At 35.7% G+C, this 25448-nt stretch carries 21 protein-coding genes and 2 pseudogenes; 9 read left to right on the top strand and 14 right to left on the bottom strand.

Features of this window, described 5'->3' with window-relative positions:
• Positions 1 to 79 precede the first annotated feature (79 nt).
• A complete protein-coding gene (locus NHG98_RS02630) occupies positions 80 to 1147 on the top strand; it encodes a 5-(carboxyamino)imidazole ribonucleotide synthase (RefSeq protein ID WP_096616985.1) in 1068 nt (355 codons plus the stop codon).
• On the opposite strand, the gene NHG98_RS02625 is transcribed toward NHG98_RS02630, so the two are convergent.
• Positions 1141 to 2160 (bottom strand): aspartate-semialdehyde dehydrogenase, encoded by a 1020-nt coding sequence (locus NHG98_RS02625; protein WP_096616987.1) that lies wholly within the window; start codon positions 2158 to 2160, stop codon positions 1141 to 1143. The genes NHG98_RS02630 and NHG98_RS02625 overlap by 7 nt on opposite strands.
• Before the next feature lie 140 nt (positions 2161 to 2300).
• Between NHG98_RS02625 and NHG98_RS02620 the strand changes: the two genes are divergently transcribed.
• Positions 2301 to 2753, top strand: a complete 453-nt coding sequence (locus NHG98_RS02620) for a hypothetical protein (protein WP_096616989.1) — start codon at positions 2301 to 2303, stop codon at positions 2751 to 2753.
• Positions 2754 to 2793: 40 nt separating this feature from the next.
• Here NHG98_RS02620 and NHG98_RS02615 read toward each other — a convergent pair whose 3' ends face one another.
• Positions 2794 to 4068 (bottom strand): APC family permease, encoded by a 1275-nt coding sequence (locus NHG98_RS02615; protein ID WP_096616991.1) that lies wholly within the window; start codon positions 4066 to 4068, stop codon positions 2794 to 2796.
• Between the two features lie 85 nt (positions 4069 to 4153).
• On the bottom strand, positions 4154 to 5431 hold the full coding sequence (locus tag NHG98_RS02610) for an APC family permease (RefSeq protein WP_096616993.1): 1278 nt from the start codon (positions 5429 to 5431) through the stop codon (positions 4154 to 4156).
• Positions 5432 to 5562: 131 nt separating this feature from the next.
• Between NHG98_RS02610 and NHG98_RS02605 the strand changes: the two genes are divergently transcribed.
• Entirely contained in the window at positions 5563 to 6996 is a 1434-nt protein-coding gene (locus NHG98_RS02605) for a hypothetical protein (protein ID WP_096616995.1), read from the top strand.
• Between the two features lie 460 nt (positions 6997 to 7456).
• Here NHG98_RS02605 and NHG98_RS02600 read toward each other — a convergent pair.
• From NHG98_RS02600 to hemC, 4 genes and pseudogenes are all read right to left on the bottom strand, one after another.
• Positions 7457 to 8377 (bottom strand): annotated as a pseudogene (locus NHG98_RS02600) (IS110 family RNA-guided transposase).
• Between the two features lie 274 nt (positions 8378 to 8651).
• A complete protein-coding gene (locus NHG98_RS02595) occupies positions 8652 to 8885 on the bottom strand; it encodes a hypothetical protein (protein ID WP_259245537.1) in 234 nt (77 codons plus the stop codon).
• A 650-nt stretch (positions 8886 to 9535) separates the two neighbouring features.
• Complete coding sequence (gene murB / locus NHG98_RS02590; protein WP_096641506.1) at positions 9536 to 10423, bottom strand: UDP-N-acetylmuramate dehydrogenase; 888 nt, start codon at positions 10421 to 10423, stop codon at positions 9536 to 9538.
• Positions 10414 to 11292 (bottom strand): hydroxymethylbilane synthase, encoded by an 879-nt coding sequence (gene hemC, locus NHG98_RS02585; protein ID WP_096641505.1) that lies wholly within the window; start codon positions 11290 to 11292, stop codon positions 10414 to 10416. Before hemC ends, murB begins: the two co-directional genes overlap by 10 nt.
• Before the next feature lie 73 nt (positions 11293 to 11365).
• On the opposite strand from hemC, the gene secD reads away from it, so the two are divergent.
• Entirely contained in the window at positions 11366 to 12883 is a 1518-nt protein-coding gene (secD, locus tag NHG98_RS02580; protein WP_096641504.1) for a protein translocase subunit SecD, read from the top strand.
• Here the strand turns inward: secD and NHG98_RS02575 are convergent.
• Positions 12880 to 13665 carry an enoyl-ACP reductase FabI gene (locus NHG98_RS02575; protein WP_096641503.1) on the bottom strand — a complete coding sequence of 262 codons (786 nt, stop codon included), beginning with the start codon at positions 13663 to 13665 and terminating at the stop codon, positions 12880 to 12882. The genes secD and NHG98_RS02575 overlap by 4 nt on opposite strands.
• A gap of 273 nt (positions 13666 to 13938) precedes the next feature.
• On the opposite strand from NHG98_RS02575, the gene NHG98_RS02570 reads away from it, so the two are divergent.
• Together NHG98_RS02570 and NHG98_RS02565 are read left to right on the top strand one after the other, a co-directional pair.
• Positions 13939 to 14133 (top strand): hypothetical protein, encoded by a 195-nt coding sequence (locus NHG98_RS02570; protein WP_096641502.1) that lies wholly within the window; start codon positions 13939 to 13941, stop codon positions 14131 to 14133.
• Positions 14130 to 14990 carry a hypothetical protein gene (locus tag NHG98_RS02565; RefSeq protein WP_096641501.1) on the top strand — a complete coding sequence of 287 codons (861 nt, stop codon included), beginning with the start codon at positions 14130 to 14132 and terminating at the stop codon, positions 14988 to 14990. Before NHG98_RS02570 ends, NHG98_RS02565 begins: the two co-directional genes overlap by 4 nt.
• Before the next feature lie 46 nt (positions 14991 to 15036).
• Here the strand turns inward: NHG98_RS02565 and NHG98_RS06525 are convergent.
• The 4 genes and pseudogenes from NHG98_RS06525 to mnmG form a co-directional block, all read right to left on the bottom strand.
• Positions 15037 to 15891: pseudogene (locus tag NHG98_RS06525) on the bottom strand (IS3 family transposase).
• 135 nt (positions 15892 to 16026) lie between these two features.
• Complete coding sequence (locus NHG98_RS02550) at positions 16027 to 16392, bottom strand: hypothetical protein (RefSeq protein WP_096641498.1); 366 nt, start codon at positions 16390 to 16392, stop codon at positions 16027 to 16029.
• Between the two features lie 121 nt (positions 16393 to 16513).
• Complete coding sequence (locus NHG98_RS02545) at positions 16514 to 18331, bottom strand: aminopeptidase P family protein (protein ID WP_096641497.1); 1818 nt, start codon at positions 18329 to 18331, stop codon at positions 16514 to 16516.
• 124 nt (positions 18332 to 18455) lie between these two features.
• Positions 18456 to 20528 (bottom strand): tRNA uridine-5-carboxymethylaminomethyl(34) synthesis enzyme MnmG, encoded by a 2073-nt coding sequence (gene mnmG / locus NHG98_RS02540; RefSeq protein WP_096641496.1) that lies wholly within the window; start codon positions 20526 to 20528, stop codon positions 18456 to 18458.
• A 1002-nt stretch (positions 20529 to 21530) separates the two neighbouring features.
• On the opposite strand from mnmG, the gene NHG98_RS02535 reads away from it, so the two are divergent.
• A complete protein-coding gene (locus NHG98_RS02535) occupies positions 21531 to 21701 on the top strand; it encodes a hypothetical protein (RefSeq protein WP_259245534.1) in 171 nt (56 codons plus the stop codon).
• A 108-nt stretch (positions 21702 to 21809) separates the two neighbouring features.
• Here the strand turns inward: NHG98_RS02535 and tmk are convergent, their stop codons facing one another.
• On the bottom strand, positions 21810 to 22400 hold the full coding sequence (gene tmk / locus NHG98_RS02530; protein WP_096616935.1) for a dTMP kinase: 591 nt from the start codon (positions 22398 to 22400) through the stop codon (positions 21810 to 21812).
• A 102-nt stretch (positions 22401 to 22502) separates the two neighbouring features.
• Here tmk and NHG98_RS02525 point away from each other — a divergent pair, with 102 nt between their 5' ends.
• Complete coding sequence (locus tag NHG98_RS02525) at positions 22503 to 23075, top strand: thioredoxin family protein (RefSeq protein WP_096616937.1); 573 nt, start codon at positions 22503 to 22505, stop codon at positions 23073 to 23075.
• Positions 23076 to 23080: 5 nt separating this feature from the next.
• On the top strand, positions 23081 to 24799 hold the full coding sequence (locus tag NHG98_RS02520; protein WP_096616939.1) for a cation:proton antiporter domain-containing protein: 1719 nt from the start codon (positions 23081 to 23083) through the stop codon (positions 24797 to 24799).
• A 30-nt stretch (positions 24800 to 24829) separates the two neighbouring features.
• Here NHG98_RS02520 and NHG98_RS02515 read toward each other — a convergent pair whose 3' ends face one another.
• Positions 24830 to 25447 carry an SURF1 family protein gene (locus NHG98_RS02515; RefSeq protein ID WP_096616941.1) on the bottom strand — a complete coding sequence of 206 codons (618 nt, stop codon included), beginning with the start codon at positions 25445 to 25447 and terminating at the stop codon, positions 24830 to 24832.
• Position 25448 lies beyond the last annotated feature (1 nt).

Here is a 25448-nt window from a genome sequence, read left to right as displayed (position 1 = left end):
AAAAAGATAGTATTTTAATTATATACTTTTTTCATAGATTTTTCAAGTATACTTTAATTAGGAAATATCAATTTATAGTATGAACGAACCAGATGCGCTTAGCAAAAAAGTAATAGGAATAATAGGTGGTGGACAATTAGGTAAAATGACTGCTATCGCTGCAACAAAACTTGGACAAAAAACACATGTTTTTGCCAGTGCTAAGGACGATCCGGCTTGCTCTGTTGCTGATGATTTCACAATAGCAGATTTCTCTGATAAGAAAGCGCTTGAATCTTTTGCACAGAGTGTGGATTTGGTCACTATTGAGTCTGAAAATATTCCATGTAGTGCAATTGATATCGATGTAAATTTTTATCCGGGTAAAAAAGCGTTACACATTGCGCAAAATAGGCTTAGAGAGAAAGATTTCATTAGAAGCTTGAGTATAAAAACTGCTGAATACAAAAGTATACAAAATTATAATGAGCTATTAGAAAATAGTAGAGCTTTTGGCTATCCAACAAGGCTGAAAATAACAGAAATGGGTTATGATGGAAAAGGGCAATATGTGCTTGAAAATGATTCTGAAGTGAAGCAATTTGCTTCCTTTGATTGGAATACAGAGTACATATTTGAAGCAAGTGTTGATTTACTGAAAGAGGTTTCAATAGTCGTTGCAAGAGATAAAAACGGTAAAGTAGCTTTTTTTCCTATAGCAGAAAATTACCACGTTGATGGAATACTTGATACTTCAACAGTGCCAGCTAAAATAGATAGCAAATTAACTCAAGAGGTACAACGAGCTGCAAAGAAAATAGCAAATGCGCTCGATGTAATAGGAATTCTGGCTATTGAATTTTTTGTTACTAAAGATAACGAGTTGTTAGTTAATGAACTAGCTCCAAGACCTCACAATTCTTGCCACTGGAGCTTGGATGCATGTAACGTTAGTCAATTTGAACAGCTGATTAGGATAATATGCGGGCTACCTATGCAGGAAGTAGTGTTACGCTTTCCTTGTATGACGAAAAATATAATAGGTAATGATATATATGATTCTCATAACTATTTGAGCAACGAAAAAGCTAGTTTAACCATATATGGGAAAAAAGAGGTTAGAGGTAAGCGTAAAATGGGACATGTCAATATAGATTTAAGTTATTGAGTCTCTCTTATTAGAATCTCAAGAATCTGCACTATATTTAATGCTGCGCCTTTGCGCAGATTATCAGCCACTATCCACATATTTAATCCGTATTTAACAGTATTGTCTCTTCTAATACGCGATACATATACAGCATTCTCCTGTACAACATCAATTTGAGTGATGTATTCACCGTCTTCACGCCTGTTGTACACTAAGACTCCACTATCTTCGGCTTCACTTAGCACTTCACGAGCTTGTTCTTCAGTGATATGTTGATCAAATTCTACATTTACTGCCATAGCGTGACCGATAAAGACGGGTACTCTTACACAAGTTGCAGTAACTTTTATATCTTCCTCTAAAATTTTTTTTGTCTCCTCTTGCATTTTCCATTCCTCTTCTGTAGAACCATTCTCCATGAATTTCCCTATATGGGGAATGCAATTAAACGCTATTTGTTTCGGAAATATCTCGGGCTTTTTAGTCTCATTCATGAAGGTTTTTTTTGTCTGGTCATAGAGCTCATCCATTGCTGCTTTGCCTGCGCCAGAAGTTGATTGATAAGTTGAAGCAACGATTCTCTTTATTTTTGCTTTCTGGTATAATAGATGTAGTACTAGCAACATCTGTATTGTAGTACAGTTTGGGTTGGATATTATGTTGTGGTTTTTATATTCCATAATTTTTTCTTTATTAATTTCTGGAATAATGAGCGGCACACCCTCTTTCATTCTAAAATGGGAACTGTTATCTATCACGATGCATCCAGCCTGTGTTGCAATTGGTACATACTTTTCAGAAACATGATATCCAGCACAGAAAATGGCTATATTAGTTCCAACGAAGTCATAATCCTCAAGGCATAAAACTGTTAACTCTTTGTCACCAAAACTCACCTTCTTCCCTTCTGATTTTTTCGATGCAAGTGCAATTACAGAATCTATTGCCTCATCTTGAAACTCAGCAAGCGTGCTTAATACCTCACGCCCTACTCTTCCGGTTGCTCCAATAACAGCAATTTTGTATCCCATATAGATGAACCTCTAACTTTAAAGTTCTATTATATTTTGACTGACAAAATTTACAATTGTTTTAATATTTTTACCTTGCAATTAATTGTAATTTAGCTATTATTATGCAATATTAGTAATATTACATAATAAAGTGAAAGATGAATAAAGAATACGATGAAACTAAGGTTAAACCTGCAATGTCTACACCTCAAGAGCCTGAAAGAACCAATGGATTAAAGGCTCAAAATGTTCTTTCGAAAAAAAGAAAGCCTGCAATAAATTTTGATGATAAAAAATATGGTGTAAAAAACCTTAAAATAGACCAACAGTTCCTAAATAAAAGACAAGAATCTTCAAAGTTAAGAGATTTCTTAAGATCAATACCAATAATAGGGAGATTTTTAGCAAGGATTTTCACATCTGAAAAAATAGAAATCATCAGTAACCCTATATATGACAACATAGAAGCATATGAAAAATCGCAAACAGGTCACTCCAGTAAGATAAAAGATGAGATTAGTGTAGATGATGCACATGCAAAAGAAGTAGATAGTAAACTTGAGAAGGGTAATGTTGAACAAGTGGACAACAAGCAAAGTCGTGATCCATAAATATCAATCATTTAAAAATTATCTCTAGCTATAACATTTGCTATACAGAAACTCTGCGATACCAAAATAAATAAAGAGGTACGCCACTTGCGGTGAATAAGCTTGCGATCAGCAAGGTATTCACGGAAGTTTCAAATATTACCCAGCAGCAAAAGGTTGTTGCTATACTGCCAATTAAAAATTTGTAATAGTTTTTCTCCTTTATAATAACCTTGAGAAAAGCAAGACTGCATGCAAGGTAGACAAACAAAAATGAAACTACAGAAAAGTCGATAATTGAGGTGATCTGTTTAGCAAAATTGTTGCTTGAAGTGAGAATTAGTAGAACTGAAGTGCCAACGGAGCTGATTGTTATGCCCCAGAAAGGAGAACCGTGCTTGTTTCTTTTAGCAAAGAACTGTGGCATCAGTTTATCTTCTGCAAGGCCAAAAACAACTTGCCCGCTGGATAAGACCCAAGCGTTTAAGGTACCAACACAAAAAATAAACGCAATTATAGAAATAATCAAGTGCCAATTGCCAGAGGCCATAATTTTTATCGCGTCAACATATGGTGCTCTTGAACTTGCTAAATCATTGCCATTTATTAATCCCATAATTGCAAGATTGTTGATAAAATACACAACAGCAACAGAAATTGTGCCAAGCACTATGGCTCTGGGTATAGTTTTGCCTGGATTGTTAACCGAACCAGCTGGTGCTGTTGCCAATTCAACTCCAATAAAACCCCATAGAGTAATAAGTGTAGAACGGGCGAGAATCTGCGATGTTGTAAGATTTGATATTTCTTCACTTATGATGAAGTTATTTCTATCAAAAAAAAACAATGCTGCTATAGGTATTACAAGCAATACAGAAATTTTTATAACCGTCAATAAGAACTCAACACGTCCAGCAGTAGCTACTCCTCTAAAATTTGTTAGTGTAATAATTGTGAGTAATAACATCTCTAAAAACAGATGTACGTTTTGAATATCCTCATAGAAAAATGGTGTAAGATAACCAACACCTACAACTATTACAGCTGTTGTGCTAACCCATGAAATCACCCAATATGTCCAACCAACAAAGAAAGCTGCAGCAGGGCCAAAAGCATGCTTTACATAAACGTGAGGACCACCCGTTTCTGGAAATTTTGCGCAGAGTAAGGCAAAAACCAAAGCAAGAGATATAGCACCAAGCCCTGATATCACCCAGCTTATAAGGCTATAAGCGCCATATGGAGCAAGGCTAATAGGAAGCATAAAAATTCCAGAGCCAATTTGACTACTAATCACTAAGGCAAAAATAGCCCAAAAACCTATTTTATTTGACACAATAATTTCTATCTAAATGGATTAATAATATGGCTTAAATTGGAAAACTTCAACGAATAAGTAACTTAACTCGTGTATACAAAAGTTAAATGAGCGTGGACCTGCGGTACCAAAATAAGTATGTAGGTATACTACCTAAAATAAACAAGCTTGAGGTCAATAATGTATTTATAGGAGTCTCGTATATTATCCAGCAGCAAAAAGATACAGCCACACTCCCAATTAAAAATTCGTAATAGTTTTTCTCTTGTATAATAACCTTGAGGAAAGCAAGACTACATGCTAAGTAGATAAATAAAAATGAAACTACAGAGACATCAATAATTGAAGTTACTTGCTTAGCAAAATTTTTGCTTGATGTTAGAATAAGTAAAACTAACACTCCCAGAGTACTGAGTATTATTCCACAAAAAGGAGCATCGTACTTGTTTCTTTTAGTAAAGAATTGTGGCATTAATTTATCTTTTGCAAGGCCTAAAGTCACTTGTCCATCAGCTAAAAACCAAGCATTTAGATTACTCACGGAAACGATAAAAGCAAGAATGGAAATAATAAAATGCCAATTACCTGGAAGCATAATTTTGACTGCGTCAACGTATGGTGCTTTTGAATTTGCTAGGTCATTACCATTTATTAACCCCATAATTGAAAGACTATTGATGAAATATATCACAGCAACACAGACTGTTCCAAGCACAATGGCTCTTGGTATAGTCTTGGCTGGATTATTGACTGATCCTGCAGGTGCTGTTGCTGATTCAAGGCCAATAAAACACCATAGAGTGAGTAGTGTAGAGCGAGCAAGGACTTGAGACATCGTGAGGGTTGATATTTCCTCGCTTACAATAAAATTGTTTCTATCAAAGAAAAATAGCCCTGCTACGGGTATTGCAAGAAGTGCAATAATTTTAACAATGGTTAGCAGAAGCTCAACACGGCCAGCAGTAGTTACTCCTCTTAAGTTTATTAGCATAATAACTAAAATTAATGTTATTTCTAAAAGCAAATGTATACTTTGTATATCATTATGAAAAAGTGGAGCTAAATAACCAATACTTGCAACTGTGACAGCTGTTGAGCTAACCCACGAACTTACCCAATATGTCCAACCAACAAAAAAAGCTGCAGCAGGGCCAAAAGCATGCTTTACATAAACGTGAGGACCACCCGTTTCTGGAAATTTTGCGCAGAGTAAGGCAAAAACCAAAGCAAGAGATATAGCACCAAGCCCTGATATCACCCAGCTTATAAGGCTATAAGCGCCATATGGAGCAAGGCTAATAGGAAGCATAAAAATTCCAGAGCCAATTTGACTACTAATCACTAAGGCAAAAATAGCCCAAAAACCTATTTTATTTGACACAATAATTTTTATCTAAATAGATTAAGAATATAATTGAAGCTCAGAAATTTCAATCGATCTTTATAAAAAATTGCATTTTTCTCAATTTATTTCTAAAATAGATTATGTTAACAGATTATTAAGAGGTGGTTATGAATTCAAGGTTAAAAATATTTTTGGCTGTTTGTGGTTCTATTTTACTCTTATGTAGTTTTATTTTATTCTTATCTTTTGCTTATTACTATTTAGGTCTTCTCGTCGACTATATCTTTGACCCGATTCTAGTTCGCCCTTGTAAGGACTTAGTTAGTAATTTTTATACCTATTTATCTACAAGCACCTCTAGCCCTGCACTAGCATTTTTAGCTACAGGTTTTATTGTTATTGCTGTGCTTATTTGCCTGGATAGAATGCTCCTTCCTTTGCGAGAAAAAATCATAAACAACTATAATTCCTTTAAAAACGACAATATTGATAGCAATAGCATGTTGTTTGAGGTTTATAAAGATCCAACAATAAAATTAAAGGACAAAATCTTATTCCTCAATATACACTTGATATATTACCTACAGCTTCCGTTTTTGTACGTTGCATCAAAGGTATCAGCTCTACGTAGGTTTCTTATATTTAATTTTGGTTTATTATTGTTAAATTATGCACTGCTAATTCCAGTAGCACTCCTCGAGTTAATAAAGTATCCATTGATAAAGCTCTTCTCACCTTTGGGTTTGAATGTAAAGCAGCTAAGCTTTTTGTTTAATGTAAGTGACGTGGGCACTAGTAGTCAGAGTGTTCACACGAGTAGTTTTGAACATAGTATTCTCCAATGCGCTCAAGAGTTAAAACAGAAATTTGGAGCTCAACCAAATGTACTCAATAAAGAGTTTGAAGACTACATAAATAATTCAGATCAGCTTACAACTGAGCAAAAAGAGCAATTAAAACTTTACCTTAACTTTAATGGTTCTAATGGAGCAGCTTATAGAGAATCAAAAACTAGCCTTACTCTCACGCAAGCTGCAAATTTAGTTTTGACTGCAGCTAAGGATCAAAAGTTAGATACAGATTTTCTAAAATGCATGTTACTAATGCGTTTACAAGAAGGAAATGGTGCATGTCATCTTGGAATGTTTAATCGTATTATTTATTCACTCAGTTGTCTTGAAGCTAAAAATAACTTTACAGTTGAGGTAAACGCTCAAGTGTATGAGAGAATGCCAAGCATTACAGAAAAATTCCTGAGAAGCTGTAACAATAAAAAAATTACAGTTTTAAAGGACAATTTTGATAATTTTTATTCTGATGGTGATATGGATCCTCAAATAAAAAGCAACATCAGTAAACTGATAGAAGAAGCAAAACAATCTGTCTTTAATGAATTATATGTGGATTATTACAATAGGTATGGGCAAGATGTTGGAAGAGGCCCTATAAAGCATAAATTAAAAGAGTTAATTACAAGCGATGATGTAAAAGAAGCAATAAACGCTGTTATAGATGGTATAGAAATTCCTGCAGAACCACCTACTTATCTTGAAGGAGTAAAAGCATTTTTTGGAGGTCATGCAAGGTCTTCTGCTGCTTAGTGGTGGGCTCATGTTATGGCAGAAAATTTTGACTTTAGCTAAAAACCATCTGGCTCCTATGGTTTTTTATAGTTTTGTTTTCCCTTTTCTGAATGGTTTGCAAGCTGCTGTAGCTAACTCAAGAAAGGTTTCCCTACGTCATACCGCCGCGGTATCTCAAAGCTAGATCCCGCTAACAAGTAGCGGGATGACGAATTGCTTAACCTTCATACCGCCACGAACCGTCATATCAACTATGTTTTTTTTAAATTTTTTGAATTTAGTTTTATTACAACTCTTGTTTATAATTTTGTATTTTTATTCAATTAGAAAATGCATTTTTGACAATAAACACCCTAATTTATCATAGAAAAATTTTATATCAAACAACAGTTACTGCTTAGATTTTATGGTTAACGAATATGTGCTTTAAGTGTGTGTGGACGCACATATTCGTTAACTTATTTTCTATGCAGATTTTTTAATTCACATTAACTGCTTCTTTAAGCCTGGCATTAGCAATAACCATAATTTTACGCATTAGAGCTTACCATCTTCTTCTTACCACTTTCAATGAGCTTGGAATAAAAGGCACCAAGTGCAGATTTGGACTTTGCAGCAGCCATTGCAGCCGTAAAAAGCTTAGTACGAACATTGCTTCTACCGCCTGTTATTCTTCGATAACCAATAGCTTTTCCACTTTCTTTTGGATGCGGTGCAACTCCAGCAAGACTTGCTACTTCTTTTCTGTTTAAGTAGCCAAGCTCCGGCATCAGACACACAAAATCTTGTGATAACTTTGGACCTATTCCTGGCACTGTTCTCAGAATTTTTTGGCGCTTCTGTAACTCTAGATTTTTATCAATGATTTTTTGTATGGCATTATTGAGCTTATTTATCTGACTGTTAAAAAAGTCAATGGTTTTTTGGCAACTTTTTTTTGTGTAGTCATTTTCAGGTGCTTCCAACCTACATTTCTCTTGGGCTCTCATTTGTGTAAGGTCATCACGACGTTGACAAAGTGCAATCAAAGTTGATTGTTCTTTAGAAGTAGGGAGAAAGAGTTCTATGGCGCATACTGAGCAAGAGCCATTGCATCTGATTTATCAGACTTTGCTAAAGTTCCGTGAGACAAGATAAAGCTTTTTACTTTACGGGTATTAGCTCGATGTACAGCGATATTCTTGTCAATAAGAAAATGCGATAAACCAAGCTCATATTTTCCTGTATTTTCTAAAGTTACTAAAGAATTAGGTAAGATACCTGAAAACTTTTTAAACAATTGTTGCCAACCAGAAGCATTATTATCAAATTCGACAACACTCTTCTGTGTGTGAACCGCAACAACATTTTTAAATTTTCCGATGTCAATACCAATAAAGTTTTGATAAGATGTAACCATATTAACAACCTCGATAGTTTATTGATTTAAGATTGTAAACGGGTGCATACATATGTCCCATGCAACTATTCAAACGTATCGAGGGATAGGGCTAGTGTACCTTGATATAGACGGTTGTTATAACACCAACGCCGCGCACACGCCCGTGATAGCTCTATTCCTATAGTGAGTAGAGTTATCTTCCCTCTTGTTTCTTTTATAACATATTTTTAACTTACAACCGCCGCGGTGCTAACAAGAGATCCCGCTAACAAGCAGCGGGATGACGAATTGCTTAACCTTCATACCGCCGCAGACCGTCATACCGCCGCGGCGCTAACAAGAGATCCCGCTGTGAGATGACGAATTGCTTAACCGTCATGCCACCACGAACCGTCATACCGCGATTCATTCGCGGTATCTCATCCGCTAACAAGAGATCCCGCTGCGGGATGACGAATTGCTTAACCGTCATGCCGCCACGAACCGTCATACCGCGATTCATTCGCGGTATCTCATCCGCTAACACGTAGCAGGATGACGGTTGTCGGTGAACCTAAGTTACTTTAGCTGTAAACATTAAGAAATTTACCAAACGAAAAAAAGGCAAAAGAAGCCCTGGTCATTGTCTATTTTCAGTATTTGGCGTTTTTTAAGTCTTAAACACTGCAATTTAGCTGCTTTTAAACGCAACTCACCTTAGTTTAAATGTTTAAGAAATTTACTAAGCAGAAAAAAAGGCAAAAGAAACCCCGCGTTAGCTAGTTGTCACTCTCTAATCCTGCAAATTGGCGTACTATACTGTCTTAAACGACTTATAAGCGCGTTTCAGCTTATATAGGTAAAAACCCAGAAATGTTGTGAAGACATAAGGTGCACATAGTGCAAAAAATTAAAAATAAGACGCCAATTACGTTGTTTTCTTGCTGTTTAATCTGCACAGATGAAGATAACTGAATACCTTCAATATTATGATAAGGGGGCTGGCGGAGTTTGTCAAGCAAGTTTTTTCGTTTCTATAAATCTGGATTTCAGCGTTATGCGCTGGAATAACAACGTAAGGTAAATTTTTCAACATCCCAAAATTACAGAATTTAGTCTGTTTAATTAAGTGTGAGAGGTTACGATCATGCTGAGTCATTAGGAAAGATTAGAATATACAGAAGCTATAAAAACTGTTTAATAGCCACCCAAAACCCTTATTTCCCACTCAAGTTCAACATTAAATTTATCCTTCACTGCATCTTTTACTCTGTTGCCAAGGTTTTCCAAGTCAGATGCAGTTGCATTATCGTAATTGAGCAAGAAGTTACAATGTTTCTTAGAGATTCTAGCTCCACCAATATTTAATCCTAGGCAGCCAGATTTATCAATTAACTCCCATGCTCGGTAGTTTTTTGGATTTTTGAATATGCACCCAGCAGTTTTTCCTCTTATTGGCTGGCTTTTATTTTTTTTCTCAACAATTTCCTTTAACCTTTGCAATATAAGCTCAGACTCTGAGTTTACTCCTTTAAACTCAGCTTCAACAAAAATCCAATTTCCTTTTAGGCTATGTCCACGGTAAAAATACCCCATTTCTTCGCTGGAGAACTTATATAGGTTTCCATCCTCTAGATTCACTGCTTTTATGGATTGTACAACGCTTCCGATGTCACTACCATACGCACCTGCATTCATTTCTATTCCACCACCAACTGTTCCTGGAATTCCAACTAGAAACTCGAGTCCACTAATTTGTTGCTCTCCTGCAAAGTAAGCAAGGTTCCTGAGCAGCACAGCTCCCCCAGCTACAATAGAGTTGTTACCCTTACTTTTAATATATGCAAACTCCTTACCTAATTTTACTGTTATTCCTCGAATGCCACTATCTCGTACTATTATGTTGGATGTTGCACCAATAACGCTAACTGGCAGTTCAGTATTTTTAATCAAGTATGTTAAATCTTCAATATCACATGGTTTAAATAACACATCAGCTCGTCCACCGACGTTTAACCACGTCGCTTTAGACATTAAGATGTCATAACGATAGATTCCACGTACTTTAGGTAAGCTTATAAGCATTTTGATTTCAACTCTAGTCCTGCATCCATACCCATTTTCTCCGCATCTTCTATAAATGAAGTGCGCTCAGTGAAGTATATATTTTTTCCACTTGCTAACATACAACAAAGATGTAGCATATTTCGGTTCACATATTCAGCCAAAGCTGCAAGTGGTGTAAAACATGAACCATTCACTGTCTTCATAAAACTGCGCTCTGATTTCACTCTTGTAAGAGACATATTATTATTAATTTTTTCTAAAAGATCGATAATTTTTACATCATTTCTTCTACATTGAATACAAATCGCTCCCTGTCCCACTGCACTTAACATAACTTTTGGTGGCAATACCTCTATAATTAAGTGATGCTTTTCTAATCTTATGAGTCCAGCTTCAGCTAAAATTATTCCATCAAAACTTTGATTTTGCAATCTGGTTGTTACATTTCCACGTAGCGATATTATATTTAGATCTGGTCTAACATTTAACAACTGAACTTTTCTTCTTATTGAAGAAGTGGCAATAGTAGCCTGCTGTGGCAAAGACTCAAGGCTATTGTGTTTATGAGAAATAAACGCATCGCATGGACTTAGCCTTTCTAAAACACAAGGAATTGTTAAACCCCCTGAGAAAAACGCAGGCACATCCTTTAGCGAATGAACTGCCATATCTATATTATTTTCGAGCAATTCAGCCTCAATTTCTTTAATGAATAATCCTTTACCTCCTATTTCAGCAAGATTTGCGTTTGCATACTTATCTCCAGAAGTTTTTATCTTAACAATTTCAATAGATAAGTTAGGAAAAGAGTCCAGCAACTTTTGTTTTGCTTCCAAAGCCTGGGCAACTGCAAGGCTGCTTCCTCTGGTACCTATTCTGATTAACATGTATCTAAATTTAACTTAAACAGTACATAAAATTAGTCTACAATCAATTATTATAATTTTAAACCTACAACTTATGTACAACAGACTTATAGTCAAATCTTTTTCAGTGTTATGCATTTGTTTACTTGCTTTATACATAACGCTGCCAAATTTCTTTGATAATAAGCTTTTTATTTCGAAAAAAAGAATAAACTTAGGCCTTGACCTGAAAGGAGGGGCATCTTTGCTTCTAAACATAGACTTAGATTTCTATTTTAAGGAAAAGCTAAGCATGCTAGCAGGTGAGATAAAAGAGACATTGCTAACAAAAAATATTGAATCTAACGTACAAAATAGCGAACAAGTAATTGTAACTTTAAATAATATTGATGATTATAAAAAAGCATCTGTGTTGATTAATGCGATAAATCCAAATTTAGAGCTAAATAGAAAAGATTCTTCAATTCTTATTTCGTATAAATCCCATTATAAAAATTCTTTGATTAGTGAAGTAGCTGCAGAATCAATAAACAATGTCCAGCGCCGTTTGGACAAGCTTGGCACAAAGGAAGTCAGCGTTCAAAAACAAGGACAGAATAAAATATTAGTGCAGGTGCCTGGAGTAGAAGACACCAAGCAGATAAAATCTCTACTTGGCAAAACTGCTAAACTAACTTTTCATTTGGCAAACACTAACATAGCCAAGGTGCAGGATATAGATCACGAAACTACTGTCATGCTCAAGGATTCTTTGGGTAATTCTTATCCAATATTCCGCAAAACTGAAATAGGTGGTGATTCGCTGGTTAACGTATCAGTTAGATTTGGTCACTTAGGTAAACCAACAGTGCATTTTAAATTTGACAGCATAGCGAGTAAAAGATTCGCGAAAATCACTAAAGAAAATATGGGAAAACCTTTTGCAATTGTTCTGGATAACACAGTCTTAACAGTACCTACAATACGTGAGCCAATTTTAAATGGAGAGGGAGAAATTAGCGGTAATTTCACTGAAAAACAAGCAAGCGAACTTGCAATACTTTTAAAATCTGGAGCACTGCCAGCACCACTTAAAATAATTGAAGAAAAAAACATTGGCCCAAGTCTTGGAGAAGAATCAATAAAGGCAGGGGAAATGGCAGCAACAATCTCTATTATAGCCGTGGCTTTATTTATAATTATCACTTACGGCAAATTAGGTATATTAGCTTCTGTTGCGCTTTTTTCTAATGTAATTCTTATATTATCAATTCTCACTCTGCTTGAAGCAACTCTAACTTTACCTGGAATTGCCGGTATCGCACTCACTGTCGGTATGGCGGTGGATGCAAATGTTTTAATATTTGAGCGAATTCGCGAGGAAATCAAATCTGGCAAGAGAGTGGAACGTGCTATTGAAGAAGGGTTTAAAAACGCTATAAAAACAATACTGGATTCAAATATCACTACATTAATTGCTGCAGGAATAATGTTCATTATTGGCAGCGGAGCAATTAGAGGCTTTTCTGTCACTTTATCAATAGGAATTTTATGTTCGATGTTTTCTGCAATCACAGTCACAAAACTCCTGATAGAGTTGTGTATGAACCCGAAGGAACTAGTGCTTTGTTAGTCAACCACCTTCATTCCTACAACGTTATATCCTGAATCGACGTGCAAAATTTCTCCAGTAGTGCCACTACTTAAGTCGCTTAATAAGTATAACGCTGCCTTGCCAACATCCTCTATTGTAACATTGCGTCTAAGCGGAGAATTATTTCTATTCCATTCTGATATGAAGTGAAAATCGCTTATTCCAGAAGATGCTAAAGTTCTGATTGGACCAGCGGAAATTGCATTTACTCTAATATTTTGTGGCCCGAGATCACATGCTATATATTTTACACTTGCTTCAAGTGCTGCTTTACATAAACCCATAACGTTATAATTTGGCATAACTTTTTCAGCGCCATAATAAGATAAAGTAAGCAAACTACCACCACCTGACATCATTTTTTCAGCTCTTTGTGCTAAAGCAGTGAAAGAATAGCACGATATATGCATTGCATTGAGGAAGTTATTCAGTGAAGTATTGACATATTTACCATCTAACTCATTTTTATCGGAGAATGCTATTGCATGCACCAAAAAGTCAAGAGTACCCCATTTTTTCTCTATTATTTCAAAAGCGTTATCTATGATTTTTTCATTTGAAACATCACAGTGTAATATTAGCTCCACATTTAATTCATCTGCTATTGGTGATAGTTTTTCTTTTATTATTTCATTCTGGTAGGTGATTGCAAGTTCTGCCCCGTGCTCTGAGAGAGCTTTTGCTATACCGCATGCTATCGATCTCTTATTTATTATTCCAGTTATTAATCCCTTTTTGCCTTGTAATAGATTTGTCGTCATAGAACTATCTGTTTTTTTATAATTTGGAGTATTAACTAGGCAAAGTCAAGATATCACTATGTTTTAAAACATTTTTTGCAGTAACTTGAAGTCTAATACCACTGTTAACAAAAGGGCAGTGATGAGAGTTTCTAGCAGCCGTCTATCTTAGACTGCTCCTTATTAAAAAAATAAAGCTTTATTGATTAAATAATATAATTAATATTTTCACTAATTTGACACATTATTAAAATAGTGTTAAGCTATGTGTATTAAATAATTATTGAGGTTCCAATGTTAAGTAATATTATAAAACAATCTGATGGCTGGGATACAAAGGCACTAGCTAAGATATTTAGTAACAAAAAATTTCTTAAGTTAGTTGATGGTGATAAAGAAAAGTACCTAGTGGGTCTTTCAGAACCTATTTCCTATCCGAATGTTTTAGTAACTCTTCCAAAAGAAATAATACCTAACGTGTTACTTTGAGTGCTTTAATTTTTACTTATGAAAAAGACCCTTCGACTTTACCAATTTTATTGAAATATTTTACTCATAAAAATTTACCAAAAGAAGCAAAGGATGCCTTAGATAAAATAAATCAAGAGTTGGAAGCACAGCACATAATGGATAAGAATATAGGTGAATCTTTTAAAATCAAGCGATATGAGAAAAAAATCAAAAGCCCTCTTGTAGAGATAATGGAAAAAGAACTAAGAGCTTATGCAGAGAACAACAAGACTGATATTGAGAAAACATATCAAAGTGTTAATAGTAAAGCCAAAAAGATTATGATTTCAGAAAAGGTGATGAACATGTCACCTTATCCCTTTGTTATTTCTGTTATTGTGTTCTTTATCGGCGCGATCGCATGTGCTCCTCCACCAAGATACGCTCGTAGGGCAGGTTATGTACATGACTCAACAGCTGAGACATACGTAATGGTAATTGTACTCTCACTCATCGCTATGTCATTTGTAATAGCAGGTATAGCTTACTTAGTAAATGAGCACTATAAGCAAAGTTTTTTAAAGGAAATGGAAAACTTTATAGAAGAACCAAGACATATGGATAAAGCAACTAATACTGAAAATGGAGAGGAGCCAAAACAAGTTGGAAAGCCAAAACAACAAGAGAAAGAGCAGGAGGTGGAAGAAAATTTAATAGATCTTTCTGACAACTATGAGATGAATTATAAAGTAGAACCTTCGGCACCACCATACGATGAACCTAAGCAGCCAGGATTGTACCCAGATCTTTCAAAGGAAGATTTACAACATTTACAACCAAGCAGTAATTTTTATTCTGTTCTACCTCCATTTAATACAGTAAGGGGTGTAATTTAGAGTGACCTTACCCAGAAAAAGTAGAGAGAAAGTTAAAACATTTTTGTCATGAGAATGATGCATCAAATTGTGCAGGAATGCAATAATTAATAGTAGAATGCCTACGTTGTTTGTTATAAAAGATTTCTATGTATTCAAATATGGCAGTTCTGGTTTGTTGAGCGAAAAGTATCAATAAGCAGCTCCCTTTTGAGTGAACTTTTCTGCAACAGAGTTATCGTAACAACAGCCCTTATGGCTCATGCTGGAAATGATGTTTTTTGTATTCAATAGAATTTGGTAATTTTGAGAGGTATACTGTGACCCTTGATCGCTATGTAACAGCAGCGGGTTTGCGCTTATTAACGGCCATACCAATTGTTTATTTATTGAACTGCTCATTAACTACCATGCGTGAATATAGATCCTGCCAAATATAGCCATCCTTCTTTGGTTTTTATGTAAGTAATCCCATATTTTATTTGGTTGATCGACAATAAAGTTTTGATCTAATATATTGAGAGCTACAACTCTACTGTCCATTTGTTGTTTCTTAATTTTAAATTTTCTTCTCAATATAGCCTGAATACCATTTTTCTGCATAATAATTTGCACTGTTTTCAAGTTGCAACTTTTACCCAAAGCCTTTAATTCAGCATGAATTTTAGGGATCTGCATTTGGATGCTTTTTTTGAATATCTGCTAGAAGCCCATCTCTTGCTAATTCCTTTTTTAGATCAAATCTTTCTTTGTCATAAGAAGCCTTTGTCTGGAAATGCATATGCTTATGACATTTTTCCATCATATTTTCTTACCCATTTACTTAACATACTGCCACCTATGCCTAGACCTTTTGCTATTTTTGTACTTCTGTTTGTTTAACCAGCTTAACAGCTTCTAATTTGAATTCTGCTGCTTCCATTTGCCATATTTTGAAAAAACGTTTTATTTTACTCTAAAAACGTCTTAACTTTCTCTCTACTTTTTCTGGGCAAGGTCACTAGACACTTATGCAGCTGTGCATAGAATGACAGAAGAGACTTGCGTTAGATATTGTTTATTTACTTTCGATCTTTTCTATCAATTTTTTAACTAAGCCTCTTAGCTTTTTACTGGATTCATCAAGCTCTTGAATCTGCGAGCTATGCTCTTTCATTAGTTCCTTATAGTTACCTCTTATGTAGTCAATCATTTCCTTCATCTGAGCAATCATCTTGTTAACATCCATACTACCCAAATCAGGTACCATGCCAGGCATAGCCCCTTCTAACATACCACCAGCCATAAGCTGCTGGGACATTTGCATAAATGGTTTTAAAGTCTGATTAAGCAATTCAGGATCCTTGGCTAATTTTTCTATTTGCTCTTTGCAAGTATCCATATACTGCTTCATAAATTCATCTTCTTGCCCTTTGTCTATCATAATTATAACCTACCTAAAAATACGTATCCTCTATTATATATCGTTTTTAAATTAAAAACAATACAAAATACCTATCACAATTGCATTAATACTTTTTAAACAATAAAAAATGCTCCTTTGCTTACAAATGGTCACATACCTTCTTTAACCATTCCTTATCTTTTACGCTATTTTCTAAGTTTTCATAGACAAATTGATGATAGCTATTTATCCATTCAATTTCATCTTTAGTAAGCATTTGCACATCTATTAGCCTTCTATCATATGGAATGAAGGTCAGTTGTTTGAAATGTAAAAAGCTATTTTCTTGTCTGTCGACATACATCAGATTTTCAATTCTTATTCCATACTCTCCCGGAATGTAATAACCAGGCTCGTTAGAAAGTATCATTCCTGGCGTGAGTTTCATTTTATTGCCCTTTGATATTGCTTGTGGTCCTTCGTGTACTGATAGGTAACTTCCTACTCCATGCCCTGTACCATGCATATAGTCCATTCCAAATTTCCATAAATGCGTACGTGCCAATATATCCAATTCTCCACCAGTAGTGCCAGAAGGAAAGATGACACTTGCTATAGCAATGTGAGCTTTCAACACTATTGTATAGTGGGTTATTTGCTCATTGGTCGGATTACCAACCACTACAGTTCTTGTCACATCAGTTGTGCCATTAAGGTATTGGCCACCAGAGTCAATCAAATATAGTCCACTTTTCTGAATTACCTTATTCGTCTTACTGCTTGCACGATAGTGAATTATTGCACCATTTTCATTAAATGCGGAAATTGTTGGAAAACTTGGTTGCTTAAACAAATCCTGCTCTTTTCTGTGTTCTAAAATCCTTTCTTCAGCTTTGAGCTCAGTGATTCCATTGCCAACATTATTTTCAAGCCAATATAGAAAATTTGTAACTGCCACTCCATCTTTAATGTGTGCATTTATAGCCCCAGCTATTTCAGTTTGGTTTTTTACTGCTTTATAAATTAGACAAGGATCTTCTCTTTCAGCTATCTGCTTGTTTTCTACTAGACCTTTTTCATTACTTCTTGTCATCCCAGTGCGTGACACTGGGATCCATACTTTTTTATTTCTGGATTCCAGTGTCACGCGCTGGGATGACACCGAAGCTGATTTTTCTCTCAAATAATGGTTATGCAAGGGATCTATTGCATTCATAATACTCATTGGAGTTGTGTTTGGATCTATAACTATTGAATTTAGCTTGTGCAGCGAATTTTCTATCTCACTAATATCAAAAATATTTATATGATTGCCTAAATTTGTTTCTATAGTTGAATGTTCTTTATCTTGAATAAACAAATCAACATTACCACTTTTATACAATATAGCACGGCCAAATATACATGGAGTATATTTGGCATTTTCATTTCTTAAATTTAATAGCCATGAAATTGAGTTTGGATCAGTTAAAAGCACTGCTTCAGCTTCTTTATCTATGCTTTTAGCGACTTTTTTACATTTATTCTTGCTACTTTCACCAGCATATTTAATAGAATGTAAAACCACTGCTTGTTTTCGATAGTCACTTTTTTTTCCAGCTAAACAGGGTATTAATTTACAGATATTCTCATACTTTCTTATATCTTCTATGGTAAAATATTGCAAATAGTAACCTAGTGAGGTGGTCAATGTTAAGTTTGCTTTTACCCATTCGCGTGGATCCTCTTCTTGTATATTATATACTTGAAAATTGCCACGATCGAGCTGATTGCGAGCTTGTGTGATATAGCGTCCATCAGTAAAAAATGGGCACTTGTTGTCTTTTGTAATGATAAGTAGCCCATTTGTTCCTGTGAAGCCACATAACTTGATTAACTCACCTGAATATTCATTTAAATATTCGTCTTTAGTATGCAACATAAATGCGTCAACATTTATTTCACGCATAAAAGAACGAAATTCTTCGATTTTTGACATGATATTACCTCTAGACTTGAAAAGTATTTGAAATTTTTAATGAACCTTTGTTTAGGAAAACTGTGGTAACACAGCTACTATAGGTTATGGTAATTAACAAAGCTACTTTTGTCAAGCAAAATTTTCAATTAGCGATTTTTCTATTTCTCAAATACACCAATATGCTAACTATCGCTGCAGGAGTGATGCCTTGTATTTGCTTTGCAATGCCAATCGTCGCTGGTTTTATCGTCTGCAACTTTTCTATTACTTCACTTGACAGGCCTTTAACTTGTGAATAGTTAAAATCAATTGGAATTTGAGTTTTAACTTCCTCTCGTAAAAACTTCATATCCGCTTCTTGTCTTATTAGGTAAGGTTTGTATTTTGCTTCAATTTCAACCGCTTCGCATATTTCATTCTTAGTTATACTACACATCGTGGTGTCATTCTGGCACTCCATTTTGTCATTCCAGCGCGTGACGCTGGAATTTACATTTTTTCTAGTGTCAGCTGCATCCGTTTTATTATCATTCCAGTGCTGGATCCCAGTGTCAGCTACTCGGATGACATGAGAGTGTCCTGAGATGACGGAAGGGGATCCAGTATCCGTTCTGCAGCGCGTGATGCTGCTTAACTCCTGCCATATTTCTTGTAATTTATTCCAGTCGATGTTTGGATAGCTGAGTAAATCTAGTGCCGTTTTTCTTATCCCATCATAAGATATTTTAATACCATAAGACCTAAGCTGCTCAGGAGTAATCGTCAGACTCCCTAACTTCTCTTCAAGCTGCTTAATGGATTTAAGTTTATTCTGTAAAACAGAGTATCTCTCATGCGAAACAAGGGAAATATCATAACCTTTTTTTGTTAATCTTCTATCCGCATTGTCTGACCTGATAGCTAGCCTATATTCTGCACGTGAGGTAAATAATCTATAAGGCTCGATCACCCCTTTGGTGACCAAATCATCTATCATTACGCCAATATACGAATCTGTGCGGTGAAGAACAAAACTCTCTTTTTTTTCAGATGCAGAGAGTGCTGCGTTAATTCCGGCGATAATTCCTTGCCCTGCTGCTTCTTCATATCCAGTGGTGCCATTAATTTGGCCAGCAAAATATAGACCTTTAATTTTCTTAGTTTCAAGAGTATGGCTTAGTTCTCGTGGATCAATATAGTCATACTCAACTGCATATCCAGACCTCAATATTTCTGCGTTTTCAAGTCCTTTGATACTCTTTATCATTTCATTTTGCACTTCAACAGGCAATGAATTTGAAATTCCGTTTGGGTATACAGTATCATCATCCAGCCCTTCTGGTTCTAAAAATATTTGGTGACTACTTTTTTCTGCAAATTTATTAACTTTAACTTCAATGGATGGACAGTATCTTGGTGCAACAATGTCATCCAAATACGAAGAAGCTGACCTATGAAGATTTTCTCTAATTATTTTATGCGTATTTTCATTAGTATGGGTAATAAAGCATGATACCTGAGGTTGGTTAATTTTTTCTGTGAGATAAGAAAACGGCACAGGTGGGTTATCACCCACTTGTTCTTGCAATATTGACCAGTTTATAGTATTACGATCAAGCCTTGGTGGAGTTCCGGTACGCAGTCTACCTAATCTAAAATCATACTTCTTCAACGTATTTGCAAGTTCTACTGCAGACTTATCTCCCATTCTTCCTGAAGGAGTTGTTTGCTCTCCTATATGAATCACACCCCGCAGAAAAGTCCCTGTAGTTAGAACGACTTTACTTGTTGGTATACGTTCACCTGAGCTTATTATTACATCTTTAATGCACGGTTTTCCATTGCCATTACTTTCTATAAGAAAATTGTCAACTGACTCTTCTTTTACCGTCAAATTGTTATAATTTAGAATAATTTCCTGTATTGCCTGCTTATATAATTTTCGGTCTGCCTGTGCACGTGGGCCCCATACTGCTGCACCTCTGCTGCTATTTAAAATGACTGAGTGTATGCTTGCTTGATCGATTGCTCTTCCCATTATTCCATCAAGAGCATCAACTTCCCTGACTACAACACCCTTTGCAACTCCTCCAATTGCTGGATTGCAGGACATTTCTCCTATAGTTGAAATTTTATGAGTTATAAGCAGCGTGTTTGCACCAAGGCGAGCTGCCGCAGCAGCAGCTTCGCACCCTGCATGACCGCCACCTACTACTACTACGTCATATTTATGCATGCTTTTTTGAGTAATTCTACTCTACTAATATTCCAATTATCAACGGTTAATGTCAAATTTTATAGTGATACCTCTCCTGTTACCCAGTGCTGTGACATAACCACACAAACATTATAACCGGGAGCCAAGTAGCAGGCACTGGTATCCAAGTTATAGAAACGGATTAAATGCAAAACTTGCTTGACAAACTCCGCAAGCCCCCTTATTGTAGTATTAAGGGTATTTGTGACTCAAAACTTGTTTTTGACCTGCAGGCTCAATGACAAAATTCAGTAAAAAACTCAGAGTATTTATTGGCGGATTACATAAAATTATAGCGGCTGCATGTCTTTTTTATTTTTTCTACATTCAGCCAAATCGCGCTTAAACTAAGCGTCAGCACATTATTACAGCGCCACTTACAGTAATATAGAGTCAAAACTCGCACCACGGGGCTTCTTTTGCCTTTTTTTTCGTTTGGTAAATTTCTTAACGTTTGTAGCTAAACGACAACCGTCATCCTGCTACTTGTTAGCGGCTAAGAGATACCGCGAATGAATCGCGGTATGACGGCTCGCGGTGGAATGACGGTTAAGCAATTCGTCATCCCGCTACTTGTTAGCGGATGAGATACCGCGAATGAATCGCGGTATGACGGTCTGCGGCAGTATGACGGTTCGCGGTGGTATAGTAATTCGTCATCCCGCTACTTGTTAGCGCCGCGGCGGTATAACGGTTCGTGGCGGAATGACGGTTAAGCAATTCGTCATCCCGCTACGTGTTAGCGGGATCTCTTGTTAGCGCCGCGGCGGTATGATGGTCTGCGGCGGAATGACGGTTAAGTAATTCGTCATCCCGCTACGTGTTAGCGGGATCTCTTGTTAGCGGATGAGGTACCGCGAATGAATCGCGGAATGACGGTTAAGCAATTCGTCATCCCGCAGCGGGATCTCTTGTTAGCGGATGAGATACCGCGAATGAATCGCGGTATGACGGTCTGTGGCGGAATGACGGTTAAGTAGGGTGTCATTCCAGCGCGTGACGCTGGAATCTAGTCTTTATTATGCAGCCACTTATTTAAAGTTAAGTTTCCTGGATCCAAGTAGTCAGGGCACTGGGATGACGCCTCTGGGCACTGCCGTCATAAAGGAACCAGTGTTAGCTACTTGGATGACAGGAGAAGGGGCTACTTAGATGACAGAAGAATGGAACAACAGGAACGGGGACCCTCTCCTGACGGACTTAAATCACAATTATCAGCTGTTACAAAAAACGCCAAAAATAATTGCCTTTTAATTTAGGTTATGCAAGAAGTTTAATAATTTCATTGTGTACTTGATTATCATTTTTTGTTTCAATTTCAGTGATGACATTGCACCTACCTGGCTCTTTTATGGCAATTTCTTTAAATCCTTTTCCAACTTCATTATAAAAATTAACATCCATTTCTTCATATTTATTCTTGTCTTTCGCTCTACTTAACCCAACTTTAACATCAATATCTAGAATAAATGTAATATCTGGATATCTAACTCCAGCCAACCTATGCAAATCTTCTATTAGTTTTAAATCAACTCCAAACCCATATCCTTGGTATGCAATGGTTGAATCAATAAACCGATCACAAATCACTATTTTCCCTTCTGCAAGAGCTAGTAATATTAATTTTTTCATATGTTCGTGCCTCATCGAGATAATTAGCAAGAGTTCAGAAATAGGATCAATATTATTTGTTAACAACACTCCTCTTATCTTTTCTGCAAAATCAGTGCCACCTGGTTCTCGAGTCGACACTACATTATTTTCGCCGTGAATTTGCTTAAAATGATTTGCAAGTAGCTTAGATTGTGTTGTTTTACCAGAGCCGTCTATTCCTTCGAAAGTTATGAACATAAGTTTTATAATACTAAAAAAGAATATGCAAACAGTATACATAGAAACCGTTTGACATTTAAGTAATAAGACCATAAATTATGTATGGTATAATAATAGTCTATGGTTGCTCTGAATACTCCTAAAGTCGATTTTAGTTTTACTGCAAAAGATTTTAATCTTTTGGGAGTAGACAATAAATACTACACATTAAGTGACTGTTGTGGAAAAAACGGTCTTATTGTAATGTTTATATGCAATCACTGTCCTTACGTTCAGTCAATTATTAGCAATCTGGTAAGCGATGTTGATCAATTGAAAAAAGATTATCAGGTAAACACCGTTGCAATAATGTCAAATGATGTAAATGAATATCCAGAAGATTCCTTTGAAAATATGATTAATTTTGCCAAGGAAAATAAGTTTACATTTCCATATTTAATTGATAGTACACAGAAAATAGCTAAAGAATACGGGGCTGTTTGCACTCCTGACTTTTTTGGCTTTAATTCCAATTTAAACCTTTGCTATCGTGGACGTTTTAATGACGCAAAAAAAGAAAAGGGCCAAAGCTATGAAGTAGGAAGTAGTGACTTATTTCAAGCTATGAAATTTGTTGCAGAAACTGGTAATTCTCCAATTGACCAAAAATCAAGTATTGGCTGCTCAATTAAATGGTCTAATTCTACAGGTTAAATATCATGCACAGTGGCTCTCAGCATTTGTTTGATATTATAATTTTACTTTCTGCTGCTGTGTTTATAGTCATAGCGTTCTGGAAAATGAATATTAGTCCAGTGCTCGGTTACTTCGTTGCAGGTGCAGTTATTGGTTCTCATGGATTTAATCTGATACACTCAGCTGAAGCAATGGATAATCTTGCAGAATTTGGTGTAGTTTTTCTATTATTCATTATAGGCCTTGAATTGACATTTGAACGCCTGATCGCTATGCGTATTCATGTATTTGGGTTCGGTTCTCTTCAAGTTATAGTTACCATGGTAGCAATATGGTGCATCGCTCTTGCTTTCGGAGTGAATACAAATATAGCAACAGTTATTAGTGGTGGGCTCGCGCTATCCTCAACAGCAATAGTGTTGCAGGTTCTGCAAGAAAAAGGTTCTCAAGCAAGTCAGGTTGGTAGGTTGTCAATAGCAGTACTATTAATGCAAGATTTTGCAGTGGTACCATTAATAGTATTGGTACCTTTGCTTGCTGGCAATTCTGAGCACAGCCTGATAAGCTCATTGGCAGGTTCATTGGTGCAAGCAGCTATTGCATTAGTGCTGATATTTATAACTGGTAGATTATTGCTTAGACCTTTATTTTCGGTTATTGCTAAAATGGAAAGTAATGAGGTCTTTATATCAACAACGCTTTTAATAGTATTAGGAGCAGCATTTATTACTGAGCAATTCCATTTATCGTTGGCATTAGGTGCATTTGTCGCTGGATTGTTAGTTGCAGAAACAGAATACAGACACTCAGTGGAACATGCGGTATTGCCATTTAAAGATTTGTTTCTTGGCTTATTTTTCATGACTGTTGGTATGTCCATCAATACCGAACTTTTACTCAATAAGTTACCACTAATTACTTTATTATCGATCATTCTTATCGTTTTAAAAACATCTATCATATATATATTGTGTAGATTTTTTGGGTTTAAGAGTACACCTGCTATACAAGCTGGGTTACTGCTTTCACAAGGCGGTGAATTTGCGTTTATTTTATTTCGCTTAGCAGATGAGCTAAATGTGCTACCAAGTGAAATCGCTCAAGTACTTATGATGGTAACTACAGTAACCATGGCTTTCACTCCTCTTTTATCGGGGCTTGGAGATTGGATAGCAAACTCATTTAGCACTGAGAAAACAATATTAGATGATGAAGCTGTTGAAACAGATACACAAGATCTTTATAACCATGTAATAGTTGCTGGATTTGGTAGAGTGGGATATATGATAACAAAAATGCTTACTGCAGAGCATTTAAGTTACGTTGTTGTAGATATTCAATCGAAAATAGTCAAAGAAGGAAAAAGTGATAGTTTTCCTATATATCTTGGAGATGTTACAAGATGTGAAATTTTAAAATCAGTAGGAATAGAAAGAGCACAAGCTCTCGTTATTTCAATAAAGAATGAAGTTACTATAAAAAAAGTTATTTCCTTAGTTGCTGCAAATTTTCCGCATGTAAATATTGTAATACGCTTACCAGATCTGAGTAATGTGGAGGTTTATAGAGATCTAGGAGCTAGTAAAATTATTCCTGAAACATCTGAGATAGGATTGCAGCTAGGTGGAGCTGCACTGAGCCTCAGTGGTATTAGCGAAAGTGGAGTTACGTCTTTAAAAAGTAGATTTAGAAAAGGTAATTATAGTATGTTAAAAGACCTTGGTAGTGATAAAGATGAATGACTACTTTTCTAATTTTATGTACAGAAAGCTTCAAGTTTTATTGAGGTTTTGCCTATAGTAAATTACGCACACAATCAACCAAGTTAAGGAAAGTGCAAACCAAGTGATTGCATATTCCAAATGCTTCATTGGCTGTATAGCTAATTTGCTGCCAAAATTGTTCGGCCACAATATACACTTCTCTAGCTTAATACCTAACTCATTGGAAATTTCTTCTGTACTTAGGGTAAACCATGTATTCGAAGCAGTATCGTTCTTGATAAACCAATTTTTGCTTTTATTGCTATCGCAATATAAAGTTCCATCTGCAACTACTTTTTCAATTTTTACTTTTTCCTCTTTTTTTTCTTTAACTATTCCTTTGTTCACTAACATATAATTTCCAGTAGTAAGCAGCATGGGAGACAACACATAATAGCCGTGTTGCCCTGCAAAAACATATAGTTCTATGCCACTTAGAATCCCACCAATCTTGACATGCCTATAGTTAAATTTTTCAAGGTCGTTATTGGGCAACAGATGAACAACAGGAAGATTCATATTTTTGATAATATTATTCTTCCAGTTCAATCTGAATACTTGCCATAATCCTAATAAAAAAAGGAGCAAACAAGGTACAATTAAAATAAATACTATCTTTTTTAACACT

It is taken from the genome of Wolbachia endosymbiont of Aedes albopictus (assembly GCF_024804185.1).
GTDB classification, from domain to species: domain Bacteria; phylum Pseudomonadota; class Alphaproteobacteria; order Rickettsiales; family Anaplasmataceae; genus Wolbachia; species Wolbachia pipientis_B.
This window is presented reverse-complemented; position numbering and strand designations above follow the sequence as displayed.

Bases quoted from the DNA above. Each gene is read 5' to 3' on its own strand.
- NHG98_RS02630 (WP_096616985.1), top strand. From the start codon at position 80: ATGAACGAACCAGATGCGCTTAGCAAAAAAGTAATAGGAATAATAGGT.
- NHG98_RS02625 (WP_096616987.1), bottom strand. From the start codon at position 2,160: ATGGGATACAAAATTGCTGTTATTGGAGCAACCGGAAGAGTAGGGCGT.
- NHG98_RS02620 (WP_096616989.1), top strand. From the start codon at position 2,301: ATGAATAAAGAATACGATGAAACTAAGGTTAAACCTGCAATGTCTACA.
- NHG98_RS02605 (WP_096616995.1), top strand. From the start codon at position 5,563: ATGAATTCAAGGTTAAAAATATTTTTGGCTGTTTGTGGTTCTATTTTA.
- murB (WP_096641506.1), bottom strand. From the start codon at position 10,423: ATGCTTATAAGCTTACCTAAAGTACGTGGAATCTATCGTTATGACATC.
- hemC (WP_096641505.1), bottom strand. From the start codon at position 11,292: ATGTTAATCAGAATAGGTACCAGAGGAAGCAGCCTTGCAGTTGCCCAG.
- secD (WP_096641504.1), top strand. From the start codon at position 11,366: ATGTACAACAGACTTATAGTCAAATCTTTTTCAGTGTTATGCATTTGT.
- NHG98_RS02575 (WP_096641503.1), bottom strand. From the start codon at position 13,665: ATGACGACAAATCTATTACAAGGCAAAAAGGGATTAATAACTGGAATA.
- NHG98_RS02570 (WP_096641502.1), top strand. From the start codon at position 13,939: ATGTTAAGTAATATTATAAAACAATCTGATGGCTGGGATACAAAGGCA.
- NHG98_RS02550 (WP_096641498.1), bottom strand. From the start codon at position 16,392: ATGATAGACAAAGGGCAAGAAGATGAATTTATGAAGCAGTATATGGAT.
- NHG98_RS02545 (WP_096641497.1), bottom strand. From the start codon at position 18,331: ATGTCAAAAATCGAAGAATTTCGTTCTTTTATGCGTGAAATAAATGTT.
- mnmG (WP_096641496.1), bottom strand. From the start codon at position 20,528: ATGCATAAATATGACGTAGTAGTAGTAGGTGGCGGTCATGCAGGGTGC.
- tmk (WP_096616935.1), bottom strand. From the start codon at position 22,400: ATGTTCATAACTTTCGAAGGAATAGACGGCTCTGGTAAAACAACACAA.
- NHG98_RS02525 (WP_096616937.1), top strand. From the start codon at position 22,503: ATGGTTGCTCTGAATACTCCTAAAGTCGATTTTAGTTTTACTGCAAAA.
- NHG98_RS02520 (WP_096616939.1), top strand. From the start codon at position 23,081: ATGCACAGTGGCTCTCAGCATTTGTTTGATATTATAATTTTACTTTCT.